This is a genomic window from Lachnospiraceae bacterium oral taxon 096, assembly GCA_018141845.1.
In the GTDB taxonomy this organism is placed as follows: Bacteria; Bacillota; Clostridia; order Lachnospirales; family Lachnospiraceae; genus F0428.
On the sequence record CP073340.1, the window covers coordinates 1429649 to 1442209 of the forward strand.

General features: G+C 40.7%; 12 protein-coding genes and 1 tRNA gene. 11 read left to right on the plus strand and 2 right to left on the minus strand.

Annotated features, from left to right (window positions below; genetic code table 11):
* Window position 1: 1 nt before the first annotated feature.
* The 4 genes from cysS to J5A74_07145 are packed head-to-tail and all read left to right on the plus strand — an operon-like array spanning window position 2 to window position 3550.
* The gene (gene cysS, locus J5A74_07130) at window positions 2-1411 is read left to right on the plus strand and encodes a cysteine--tRNA ligase (protein ID QUI95163.1); all 1410 of its coding nucleotides are present in this window, start codon (window positions 2-4) and stop codon (window positions 1409-1411) included.
* The gene (locus tag J5A74_07135) at window positions 1396-1848 is read left to right on the plus strand and encodes a ribonuclease III (GenBank protein ID QUI95164.1); all 453 of its coding nucleotides are present in this window, start codon (window positions 1396-1398) and stop codon (window positions 1846-1848) included. The genes cysS and J5A74_07135 overlap by 16 nt, the downstream gene beginning before the upstream one ends.
* Window positions 1835-2584 carry a 23S rRNA (guanosine(2251)-2'-O)-methyltransferase RlmB gene (rlmB, locus tag J5A74_07140; protein ID QUI95165.1) on the plus strand — a complete coding sequence of 250 codons (750 nt, stop codon included), beginning with the start codon at window positions 1835-1837 and terminating at the stop codon, window positions 2582-2584. Before J5A74_07135 ends, rlmB begins: the two co-directional genes overlap by 14 nt.
* A gap of 9 nt (window positions 2585-2593) precedes the next feature.
* On the plus strand, window positions 2594-3550 hold the full coding sequence (locus J5A74_07145; GenBank protein ID QUI95166.1) for an L-lactate dehydrogenase: 957 nt from the start codon (window positions 2594-2596) through the stop codon (window positions 3548-3550).
* 83 nt (window positions 3551-3633) lie between these two features.
* Here the strand turns inward: J5A74_07145 and J5A74_07150 are convergent.
* Window positions 3634-3706, minus strand: a tRNA-Thr gene (locus J5A74_07150).
* A 60-nt stretch (window positions 3707-3766) separates the two neighbouring features.
* Window positions 3767-5185 carry a polysaccharide deacetylase gene (locus J5A74_07155; GenBank protein QUI95167.1) on the minus strand — a complete coding sequence of 473 codons (1419 nt, stop codon included), beginning with the start codon at window positions 5183-5185 and terminating at the stop codon, window positions 3767-3769.
* A 139-nt stretch (window positions 5186-5324) separates the two neighbouring features.
* Between J5A74_07155 and J5A74_07160 the strand changes: the two genes are divergently transcribed.
* The 7 genes from J5A74_07160 to J5A74_07190 all read left to right on the plus strand — a co-directional run bounded on the left by J5A74_07160 (window position 5325) and on the right by J5A74_07190 (window position 12551).
* A complete protein-coding gene (locus J5A74_07160; GenBank protein ID QUI95168.1) occupies window positions 5325-5630 on the plus strand; it encodes a TrpR YerC/YecD in 306 nt (101 codons plus the stop codon).
* Window positions 5617-7803: a UvrD-helicase domain-containing protein gene (locus J5A74_07165; GenBank protein ID QUI95169.1), complete on the plus strand. Its 2187-nt coding sequence runs from the start codon at window positions 5617-5619 to the stop codon at window positions 7801-7803. Before J5A74_07160 ends, J5A74_07165 begins: the two co-directional genes overlap by 14 nt.
* A 66-nt stretch (window positions 7804-7869) precedes the next feature.
* Complete coding sequence (locus J5A74_07170; GenBank protein ID QUI95170.1) at window positions 7870-8148, plus strand: DUF4366 domain-containing protein; 279 nt, start codon at window positions 7870-7872, stop codon at window positions 8146-8148.
* Window positions 8149-8242: 94 nt separating this feature from the next.
* The gene (gene rlmD, locus J5A74_07175) at window positions 8243-9664 is read left to right on the plus strand and encodes a 23S rRNA (uracil(1939)-C(5))-methyltransferase RlmD (GenBank protein QUI95171.1); all 1422 of its coding nucleotides are present in this window, start codon (window positions 8243-8245) and stop codon (window positions 9662-9664) included.
* Between the two features lie 25 nt (window positions 9665-9689).
* Window positions 9690-11144, plus strand: coding sequence for an IMP dehydrogenase (gene guaB, locus J5A74_07180; protein QUI95172.1), 1455 nt, complete (start codon window positions 9690-9692; stop codon window positions 11142-11144).
* On the plus strand, window positions 11095-12150 hold the full coding sequence (locus J5A74_07185) for an FAD:protein FMN transferase (protein ID QUI95173.1): 1056 nt from the start codon (window positions 11095-11097) through the stop codon (window positions 12148-12150). Before guaB ends, J5A74_07185 begins: the two co-directional genes overlap by 50 nt.
* Before the next feature lie 2 nt (window positions 12151-12152).
* Window positions 12153-12551, plus strand: coding sequence for a GtrA family protein (locus tag J5A74_07190; GenBank protein ID QUI95174.1), 399 nt, complete (start codon window positions 12153-12155; stop codon window positions 12549-12551).
* The last annotated feature ends 10 nt before the right edge of the window (window positions 12552-12561 follow it).

Here is a 12561-nt window from a genome sequence, read left to right on the forward strand (position 1 = left end):
TTTGAAAATCTTTAATACATTGACAAGAACAAAGGAAGAGTTTGTACCAATTGAGCCGGGAAAGGTGAGAATGTATGTCTGCGGACCGACAGTTTATAATTTAATTCATATTGGAAATGCAAGACCAATGATTCTCTTTGATACAGTTCGAAGATACTTTTTGCACAAGGGATATGAGGTCAACTATGTCTCCAATTTTACTGATGTGGATGACAAGATTATTCGTAAGGCAAAGGAAGAGGGCGTTGATGCAGCAAAAATTTCTACTCGCTATATTGCAGAATGTAAGAAGGATATGGCAGATATGAATATTATGCCTGCGACCAAAAACCCATTGGCAACAGAAGAAATTGATGGTATGGAAGAGATGATTCAGACATTGATTGATAAGAACAATGCCTATGTCAGCAAGGATGGAACGGTCTATTTTAGAACAAAGAGTTTTAAGGACTATGGAAAGCTCTCTCACAAAAATATGGATGAATTGCAATCTGGTTTTCGAGAGATTAAGGTGACTGGAGAAGAGGACAAGGAAGATAGTTCGGATTTTGTTCTTTGGAAGCCCAAAAAAGAGGGAGAGCCCTATTGGGAGTCACCTTGGAGCAAGGGAAGACCAGGCTGGCATATTGAGTGTTCTGTGATGAGCAAGAAATACCTTGGAGAGCAGATTGACATTCATGGTGGAGGAGAGGATTTGATTTTCCCACATCATGAGAATGAGATTGCACAGTCGGAGTCGGCCAGTGGAAAGAGCTTTGCCAATTACTGGATGCACAATGCATTTTTAAATATTGATAACAAGAAGATGAGCAAGTCACTGGGAAACTTCCGCACAGTGCGAGATATTGCAAAGAACTATGATTTGCAGGTACTCCGCTTTTTTATGTTGAGTGCACATTACCGAAGCCCACTCAATTTCTCGGCAGAGTTAATGGAGAGTTCAAAAAATGCCCTTGAGCGTATTTTAACGGCAGTTGACCGCCTAAATGAGGCCATAGAACATGCACAAAATCGCTCATTGACAGCCGAGGAGGAGGAAAATCTGACTAGGGCAGAGCAATATGCGAAAAATTTTGACGAGGCAATGGATGACGATTTTAATACGGCCGATGCTATCAGTGCAATTTTTGAATTGGTCAAACTTTCAAATTCCACAGCTTCATCAGAAAGTGCAAGGGCATATCTTGAAAAGCTGAAAGAGATGATTTCTTCCCTCTGTGATATTTTGGGCATCATCACACAGAGAAAGAAGGAAGACTTAGATGCCGAAGTGGAGAAATTGATTGAGATGCGTCAGGCGGCAAGAAAAGAGAAAAACTTTGCACGTGCAGATGAAATTCGTGATCAACTCATTGAGATGGGAATTATTTTGGAAGACACGAGAGAGGGTGTAAAGTGGAGGAGAGCTTAAGTAAAATTGTAGAAACATTTTCTCTTCCTGACATGGATGTGACTCAGCTATCCCCACTGGTTCTTGCCTATATTGGAGATGGCGTATATGAGTTCATTGTTCGAACTTATGTGGTCTTTCAGGGAAATCGACAAGTGAATAAGATGCACAAAGACAGTGCAAACCTTGTCAAGGCGGCAACACAGGCCAAGATGGTTAAGCTTGTTTGTGATGATTTAATGGCAGGGGAGCTATCAGTGTATCGCAGGGGAAGAAATGCAAATTCACACACGATGGCCAAAAATGCGAGTATGACCGATTATCGCCATGCAACAGGATTTGAGGCGTTGATGGGATATTTATATTTGTCAGGGAATTTTTCTCGAGCTGTGGAATTAGTTGATCTGGCGTGGAAGAAAATGAATGAAGTGAAGGGAGAAGTTAGTGGTAGCGAATGAAAATCTAATTGAAGGGAGAAATGCGATTATTGAGGCATTTCGCTCTGGGAGAACCATAGATAAGCTCTACATTCAGGATGGCTTAAAGGATGCCGCTGTGCAGACAGTGCTCAGGGAAGCAAAGAAGAAAGAGGCACAAGTTTCCTTTGTGTCAAAGGATCGTCTCGATGCAATGAGTGAGACAAAGAAACATCAGGGAATGATTGCCATTGCAGCAGCCTATGCCTATGCGAGTGTGGAAGATATCTTGCAGGTGGCAAGAGAACGAAGAGAGGATCCCTTTATTTTTATTTTGGATGGAATAGAAGATCCCTATAATTTGGGGGCGATGATCCGGACAGCAAATTTGGCAGGTGCACATGGGGTGATTATTCCAAAACACAGAGCAGTTGGACTGACGGCATCGGTGGCGAGAACATCGGCAGGTGCACTCAATTACACCCCTGTGGCCAAGGTGACGAATATTTCAAGGACGATTGAGGAATTAAGAAAAGAAGGTCTTTGGTTTGTATGTGCAGATATGGAAGGGGAGGTGATGTATCGACAGAATTTGACAGGTCCAATCGGTCTTGTGATTGGCAATGAGGGAAATGGGGTGAGTGAATTGGTAAAGAAAAAATGTGACTTTATTACTTCCATCCCAATGAGAGGAAATATCGATTCGCTCAATGCTTCTGTGGCGACAGGCGTGCTTGCGTACGAGATCGTTCGCCAGAGGATGTTAATAAAGAAATAGGAGAAGATTATGAAGACAGATAAGAGAAGAGTTGTGCTGGTAGGTTGTGGAATGGTTGGTATGAGCTATGCTTATGCCATGTTAAATCAAAATACTTGTGATGAGCTTGTCCTCATCGATGTAGATAAGAAGAGAGCCATTGGAGAGGCCATGGATTTAAATCATGGTTTGGCGTTTTCAAATTCACATATGCGCATTTGGGCTGGCGAGTACATGGATTGCAAGGATGCAGATGTTGTGGTTATTTCGGCAGGTGTGGCTCAAAAGCCAGGTGAGTCAAGAAGAGATTTGCTAAAGAGAAATACGATTGTATTTAAGTCCATTATTGAACCAATTACAGAGAGCGGTTTTAATGGCATTTTCCTTGTGGCAACCAATCCTGTGGACATTATGACAAAGATTACTTGTGATCTCTCCGGATTTAATCCAAGAAGAGTCTTGGGATCAGGTACAGCTCTCGATTCCGCAAGACTTCGCTACCTATTAGGTAACTATATGCATGTGGATCCAAGAAATGTTCACGCTTATGTTATCGGTGAGCATGGAGATTCCGAATTTATTCCTTGGAGCAATGCGATGGTGTCGACAAAGTCGGTTCTTTCTATACTGGAGGAATCTAATGGTGCATTTAATCAGGAGCATTTGGCTAGTATTGAGGAAGATGTAAGAACGGCAGCTTATCGAATTATTGAGGCGAAGAGAGCAACCTATTATGGCATTGGAATGAGCTTGAATCGAATTACAAAGGCCATCCTTGGAGATGAGTGCTCTGTATTTACGGTGTCTGCAAATCTTCGTGGAGAATATGGACAGAGTGGTGTATTTGTCGGCGTGCCATGTATTATCAATCAAAATGGTATTCAAAAGATTTTGGAAATTTCTTTGACTAAGGAAGAAAAGGAAAAGTTTGATGCATCCTGTGAGGCATTGCGTGCAAACTTTGAGGAATTGGATGGAAAGGAATAAAATGAAAGAGGAGGGGCTTAGCCCCTCCTTTTTTGATGTTTAAGTACACAAAAGGGGCTGTCAAAAACAGCCCCTAATAGGTAAGCTGACAACGGGAGTTGAACCCGTGACCTCCTCACTACCAATGAGGTGCGCTACCTCCTGTGCCATGTCAGCATGAAACCTTATAAAGGATATCATAAGGTTTCAAAGTTGTCAAGTTAATTCCAACAATTTTTAGGAACGAATCTCGCCAACTGGTGTTGGGCGAACAGGGTCAAATACTTCAGATGCATTGAACAAGTCGCTCAATTTTTGATTATTTGGTTCGTTGATATCTCTCCACATTCTGTAGCCGTCTAAGTTTCTGCGTCCCTGACGGAAGACATCCCCATTAATTTGTACCCAATACTTTGAGGAATCTACAGTACAGAAGTAGCGGAATCCCTTATCCCTTAAGTAGATATAGCGAGGATTGTCGTCTTTATATGGATGCCAGTCGGCAATATCTGTTCCAAATGGATAGAGGATGATGTCGGTTGGTCCAATGAGAGAAGCCACATTTTGATCCCATTTATCTGTATCCGTGACAAAATCTTGATAAGGAATGCTACCGAGATGGCGATGTCCCCAACTGTGAGAAGCAAGCTCATAGCCGTCGTCTTTGAGTGCCTGAGCAATCTTTTTGACCGTTTCTTTATCTGCTTCAATGTTTGGATTCTTGCCCTGATAGGAGGCATCTGTTCGATATCCAAATACACCATTGTAACCTGTGACAGCGATAATCGCCTTTGCTCCCTTGTAGGAGAAATCAGGATGTTCCTTGACAAATTGGTCAAGAATTGGAATCAAGTCGAAATTACCTCTTTGTTTTGTTCCATCAGGCATATCCATTTCTGTTGTTGGCTTTCCATCATCGCCAATGACCAGACGATTGGCAAATCCATCTCCAGTCATATATTCATAGTAGCAAACATCATCCTGAGACATAACAATTGGCTTCTTTCCTGGTGGAAGAAGAATGTTTCCCTCTACCATATGTTTTGTTCCTGTTGCAGGGTCGTCCTCTTCGTGTGCAAGATCATGAATGCGAACGAGAACATAGCCACGATCATATAAATTTTGTAAAATCTTATTAAATTCGTTGATGGTCGTCATTACCTCATTGTAACCAGCAGCCTTTGAGTCTCCATCAAATGCCTTTGTGGCATCCCAAATCAAGGTGTGGAAAAAGACATGAGGGCAAGTTTTGACATCTTGGCGAACGAGGCTGGCCTTGATGGTTTGATACTCGTTGATCGCTGTGCTGACCTTTTCGTCGGAAGCAATACTTGGATCACTCAATAGGGAAATGGCCCCATCGTAGTCGTAACTTGCTGCGAGTGCAGAGGCACGAGCGAGGTAATCATCAATACTTGGTGCAGCAGTAGTTTCTGGTGCAGCTGTTGTCTGAGCAGGTTTTCCAATATTTTGTGCAAATTGAGAAATAGATAATCCCCTTGCACGCAAGTAGCGAAATCCTGCATAGGCACCACCACAAACTATGGCTAAAATGATGATGAGAATTAAAATTTTTTTCCAGATACTGGGTTTGCGATTTCGTCCCCCGCGGCGACCACCGCCACCCATACCTGAGATGTAACCGTAGTTAGACATTTTCTCCTCCAAATTCATTATGTTTTGTACACCATTATAAACCATATTCTATGGAAAGACAACTATTGTACTTTACTTTAAAATTTTACTGTGCTAAAATCGAATAACAATAAATAGAAGACGGAAAGGATTTTTCTTTATGAATAAAAAGATTAAAACAGAAGCAGTGGATCATCTGTTTCAAGCAATTTTGACACTGAGAAATGAAGAAGAATGTTATACTTTTTTTGAGGATGTGTGTACAGTCAATGAGCTATTGTCATTGTCACAGCGATATGAGGTGGCGAAAATGTTGAGGGAAAGGAAGACCTATTTAGAGATTGCAGAACGGACGGGGGCTTCCACGGCAACCATTAGTAGAGTGAATCGCTCGCTCAATTATGGAAATGATGGCTATGATTTGGTGTTTGAGCGCATCAAGGGTGAAGAGAATGAACGCAATTGATAATCATTTAAATGACCGCCAGAAAGAGGCGGTTTTTTGTACAGAGGGGCCGCTTTTAATTCTTGCTGGTGCTGGCTCAGGAAAGACTAGAGTATTGATGCACAGAATTGCCTATTTAATAGAAGAAAGGCATATCAATCCTTATCAGATTATGGCGATTACATTTACGAATAAGGCAGCAAAAGAGATGAGAGAGCGTGTGGACAAATTAGTTGGTTTAGATGCCCAATATGTTTGGGTGATGACTTTTCATTCAAGCTGTGTTCGTATTTTGCGAAGAGAAATTGAACGGTTAAATTATAGCAATGATTTTTCAATTTATGATACCGATGATCAAAAGACATTGATCAAGAAGGTATGCAAGGAACTGGGCATTGATACAAAGCAAATTAAGGAGCGAAATGCCTTGAGTTTGATTTCTGCTGCAAAAAATGAATTAATTGGCTACGAGGAGTTTAGACAAAATGCCACAGGGTATATGGAAAAGAAGGTGGCTGATATCTATGAGGCATATCAAAAGGCATTGCACCAAAATAATGCTCTTGACTTTGATGATTTAATTGGAAAGACTGTGGAACTATTTGAAAAGCATCCTGATATATTGGACAAGTATCAAGAACGCTTTCGCTATATTATGGTGGATGAGTATCAGGATACCAATACAGCCCAATTTCGCTTAATTTCTCTGCTCGCAGACAAATATCGGAATATTTGTGTGGTGGGCGATGATGATCAGAGTATCTATGGCTTTAGAGGGGCAAATATCGAAAATATTTTAAATTTTGATCGACTCTTTCCTCACACTCAAGTCATTAAGTTGGAGCAAAATTATCGTTCGGATGGAAATATTTTGGCAGCAGCTAATGGAGTGATCCAAAATAATCTCGTGCGAAGACAAAAAAAGCTCTGGACACAGAAGGAAGAGGGAGCAAAAATTCGTATTGAACAATATGAGAATGCAGTAGAGGAAGCAAATCAAATTATTCGAGAAATTAAGGCAAATGCCAGGGAAGGAAATTATAATGATTTTGCTATTCTCTATCGAACCAATGCACAATCTAGACTTTTGGAGGAAAGATGTGTCACACTGGGGGTTCCCTATCAATTGGTTGGGGGGGTCAATTTCTATCAGAGAAAAGAGATCAAGGATATTTTGGCCTATTTAAAGACGGTGGCCAATGGAAGTGATGATATAGCACTCTTAAGAATTATGAATGTGCCAAAGCGAGGGATTGGCAATGCCAGCATTCAAAAAGTCAGTGCTTTTGCCAGTGCCAATGGACTCAGTCTCTATGAGGCGATCAGGGAAGTATCTCAGATTGCTGGAATGGGAAAGGCAGCAGAAAAGTTTCAGGCATTTTCTTCTTTAATTGAACAGATTCGACAAGAAACAGGAAAAATTTCTACACTTATTGAGCGGTTGATTGTGTTGACTGGTTACAAGGAATATTTAAGTCAAGAGGGAGAGATTGAGGCACAGGCCAGGTGGGAAAATATAGAGGAATTGATAAACAAGGCGGCAGATTACACAGATTTATCCCAATTTCTTGAAGATGTGGCATTAATTGCCGATGTCGATCGAATGGATGAGAATGAAAAGCGGGTGACCTTAATGACTTTGCATGCGGCCAAGGGGCTAGAATTTCCCTATGTCTATCTGACAGGGATGGAAGATGGCCTATTTCCTGGGATTCGAAGCATTGCCTCAGAGGATAGAAAGGATTTGGAAGAAGAGAGAAGACTTTGCTATGTGGGGATTACAAGGGCAAAGAAAAAACTTTGCTTGACAGCAGCGAGAATGCGAATGGTGAATGGAGAAACAAGATTTTTCCAACTTTCTCGATTTGCCAAAGAAATTCCCAATCAACTCATTGAGCAACATCTTTTGGAACGAAAACATCAGGAAGTAAAGAAAAAAGAGCCACCAATCTTACACAGTGTTTCTCACATTGCTCGACCATCGACAAAACCAAGTTTTGGAAAAGAATTTAAAATTGAAAAGGCAGAGCATCTGGAGTATATCATAGGAGATCGAGTAAAACACATGAAGTTTGGAGAGGGCACAGTTCTTACGATTGAAGATGGCGAGCGAGATTATACAATTACAGTAGAATTTGATCAATTTGGCATAAAGAAGATGATGGCAGGATTTGCAAAGCTGATTAAAATATGATATTATGTAGACACGCTTATATGATGAGCATAAAACTATATCGTGTATAGTGAAAGGACGATGATTATGGGAAGATTTGAAAATGTAGGAAAAGATGCACTTTCAAAAGTGGAAGATCTGATGAATGCTGCAAAGTTGAATGATTTATTGACAAAGAAGCAAGACGATGAAAAGAAGAAGAATACAATTCTTTGGGTGCTGGCTATTGTTGGTGCAATTGCAGCTGTTGCAGGTATTGCTTATGCTGTTTATAAATTCTTTACTCCAGATTATCTTGAAGATTTCGAAGATGATTTTGATGACGATTTTGATGATGATTATTTTGCAGACGAGGAAGAAAACTAATCTTCTCGTCTACAAAGATTGAGGATAAAGTCCGTAATGCTTATGAATATAAGACTTACGGATTTTTCTATATTTATTTGGATTTGGAGAAAGTATGAAAAAGGGAGAGATCTCAATTGGTTTAGTGGGAGATACAGTATTTCCTGATAAGGGGTATATTGAGCGAGAAGATGGAAGAGTGGCGATCAAACATGCCATTGGTGGACAGAAGGTGGAATATTGTATTACCAAAAAGAGGGCAGGGGAAGCACAGGGAAGAGTTCTTCGTGTCCTTGAACCATCAAGTGTAGAAGACAGAGAAAATTTATGTAATTTTGCAGGAATTTGTGGCGGTTGTCTGTACCAAAGTGTGGGATACCAACATCAACTGGATATCAAAGAGGAGCAATTAAAAAGACTTCTAAAAGATGAGGAATTTATCTGGGAAGGAATACAAGCAAGCCCAGCAGTAGAGGGATATCGAAATAAGATGGAATTTTCCTTTGGTGATAGCTATAAGGATGGACCATTGGCCCTGGGAATGCACAAGAGAGGAAGCCACTATGATATTGTGACAAGTGATAGTTGTCAAATTGTACATATGGATTTTAATGTCATTTTGAGGGCAACACTTGCATTTTTTGCAGAAGCTGGTATACCCTATTTACATAAATTGACACACAGTGGCTTCTTGCGGCATTTGTTGATTCGAAGATCAGCAAAGAGTGGAGAAATTTTAGTCGATTTGATTACAACAACAAGCTTTGGAAAAATCGAAGATCCAAATAGAGAAGAGTATATACCACCTATTGATGAAGAGGCGAAAAAAATTATTAAAGAATGGAAGGATGTGGTACGAAAGCTAGAAGACGATGGTAAGATAGAAGGGAGAATTGCAGGCATTTTGCATACAGTGAATAATTCCTATGCAGATGCTGTCATTGACCAGGGAACGAGCATATTGTATGGGCAGGATTTTATTACAGAAAATTTGCTCGGACTTGATTTTAAGATTACACCATTTTCATTTTTTCAGACAAATTCCTTGGGAGCAGAATTGCTCTATCAAGTGGCTGGAAGATATATTGGAGACACTCAGGGCAAGGCCGTATTTGACTTATATAGCGGAACAGGGACAATTGCACAGCTTTTGGCCGGGGTGGCACAAGAAGTCTATGGTGTGGAGATTGTTGAGGAGGCTGTGAGGGCGGCAAGAGAAAATGCCAAAAAAAATGGCATTGACAATTGCACATTTATTGCTGGAGATGTGCTCAAAGTGATTGATGACTTACAGACCCGACCAGATATCATTGTCCTAGATCCTCCAAGAGAAGGAATCCATCCCAAGGCTCTTCCCAAAATTATGGAGTATCAGGCAGAACGGATTGTCTATATTTCCTGTAAACCAAGTTCTTTGGCAAGAGATATTTTGGTTTTAAAGGAGGGTGGATATCATCTAAAGAAAGCTTGTGCTGTGGATATGTTTCCATTTACAGCAAATTGTGAGGCAGTGGCACTTTTTGAAAAAATGAGATAGTAAAGATTGAAGGAGGATAATAAAAATGGCAACAATTATTGGTGAAGGCATTACTTTTGACGATGTGCTCTTGCAACCAGCATATTCAGAGGTGATTGGAAATCAAGTCGACATTTCCACTTATTTGACAAAGAAAATCAAATTAAATATTCCATTTATGAGTGCAGGTATGGATACGGTTACAGAGCATCGCATGGCCATTGCCATGGCTAGACAGGGCGGTATTGGTATTATTCACAAGAATATGTCGATTGATCAGCAGGCTGAGGAGGTGGACAAGGTAAAGAGGTCAGAAAATGGCGTTATTACAGATCCATTTTTCCTTTCTCCAGACCACACATTAAAAGATGCGGATGATTTAATGGCAAAGTTTAGAATTTCAGGTGTTCCAATCACAGTTGGAAAAAAACTTGTGGGTATTATTACGAATCGAGACTTAAAGTTTGAAGAGGACTTTACCAAAAAGATCAGTGAAGTAATGACAAAGGACAAGCTTGTTACAGCGCTGGAGGGCACGACACTGGATGAGGCAAAGAAGATTTTGGCAGCAGCAAGAGTGGAGAAGCTCCCAATTGTCGACAAGGACTATAACTTAAAGGGATTGATTACAATTAAGGACATTGAAAAGCAGATTAAGTATCCAAGTTCAGCAAAGGACAGTATGGGAAGACTGCTCTGTGGTGCAGCCCTTGGAATTACGGCCAATGTATTGGAGCGCTGTGATGCCCTAGTTAAGGCCAATGTCGATGTCGTTGTGCTCGACAGTGCTCATGGGCATTCACAAAATGTCATTCGTTGTGTAAAGATGATTAAAGAAAAGTATCCAAATTTGCAGGTCATTGCAGGAAATGTGGCAACAGGTGAGGCGACAAAGGCATTGATTGAGGCTGGAGCGGATTGTGTCAAGGTCGGCATTGGACCAGGATCGATTTGTACAACTCGTGTAGTTGCAGGTATTGGTGTGCCACAGATTAGTGCAATCATGAGCTGCTTTGAGGTTGCAAGAACCTATGGTGTTCCAATTATTGCCGATGGAGGTATTAAGTATTCTGGCGATGTGACAAAGGCATTGGCAGCAGGCGGAAGTGTATGTATGATGGGATCCTTATTTGCAGGTTGTGATGAGGCACCAGGAGCTTTTGAGCTATTCCAAGGAAGAAAATACAAGGTATATCGTGGAATGGGATCAATTTCTGCAATGGAAAGTGGAAGTAAGGACCGTTACTTCCAGGCTGATGCGAAGAAATTGGTGCCAGAGGGCGTAGAAGGTCGCGTGGCTTATAAGGGATTGGTTGAAGATACAGTATTCCAGTTGATTGGTGGATTGCGTGCAGGTATGGGCTATTGTGGAGCAAAGGATATTCCAACGCTTCAAGAGACCTCAAAGTTTGTAAAGATTACTTCTGCGGCACTTAGAGAGAGCCATCCACATGATATTCAGATTACAAAGGAGGCCCCAAATTATTCCTCAGATAATTAAATCAAAAGTTGTTCCCATTGTCTGCGCAGCCATCTTTATGGTGGTTGCGCTGACTTCGTGTTCAGGTGAAAAAAGTAAAGAACCGATTGAAGAATCTGTATTTGCACTGGATACTTTTGTGACAATTCGCATCTATGACCCAACAAAGCAGAAAGCCTTAGATGGTGCCATCAAGATGTGCAATGATTTTGAAGATGTGTTTTCGTCTGACAAAGAGGGAGCGCAATTGTATGCGTTAAATCATAGAGATCCAAGTGAGCAGGTCGTAAAAGTTAGCGATGACCTAGCTAATTGTATACAGACAGCACTAGAATATTGTAAGAAATCAGATGGTGCATTTGATATCACCGTGCAACCATTGAGAAAGTATTGGGATTTTAAATCTGATGACCCCGAACTTCCAAGAAAGGAAGATGTGGATAAAGATTTAGCCAAGGTAGATTATAAAAAAGTTCATGTCAATGGAAATGAGATTCATTTTGATAGCCCCGATACACAGATTGACCTTGGGGCCATTGCCAAGGGCTATATTGCAGATAGACTGAAGGACTATTTAGAAAAAGAGGGTGTGCACTCAGCAATTATTAATCTCGGGGGAAATGTACTTTGTATTGGAAAAAAGCCAGATGGTAGTGATTTTACGATTGGCTTACAAAGACCATTTGCTGATCGACAGGAGACCATCGGTGCAGTAAAAGTCAGTGATTTATCGGTAGTTAGTTCAGGCGTGTATGAGCGCCACTTTATTATTGATGGAAAAAATTATCACCATATCCTCGACCCAAAGACAGGATTTCCCTATGACAATGGTATTGTTCAGGTGAGCATTATTACTAAAAAATCTGTGGATGCCGATGCATTGAGCACAGTGTGCTTTTCGCTCGGGGTAGATAAGGGAATTGCACTGGTCAATCAAATTCCAGATACCTATGCCATCTATGTGATGGACGACTATTCGATGCGCTATTCTGATGGTGCAGAGAAATTGATACAAGAGGATAGATAGGAATGGATTGGAAAAAATATGTAAATCGTGAAACAATCAGTTACTTGATTTTTGGCGTATTGACGACAATTGTTGATTGGGCAGTCTATATGGCTTTTAAGGCTATGAATGTCAATTATCTGGCATGTACAGTTCTTAGCTGGATTGCTGCTGTTGTTTTTGCGTTTGTGACCAATAAGCGCATTGTGTTTCAGAGCCATGATATGTCGTTTTCGACGATTTTATGGGAGTTTATTGTATTTACTGGAGCAAGGCTTTTGACAGGAGCTATGAATGTAGCAGGAATGTGGCTTTTTGTTTCTGGGTTACATCTTTATGATGTCTTGGCCAAGGCAATTCTTTCTGTTTTGGTCGTCATACTGAATTATTTTTTCAGTAAATGGTTTGTATTTAAAAAATAGAAGGAGTGAT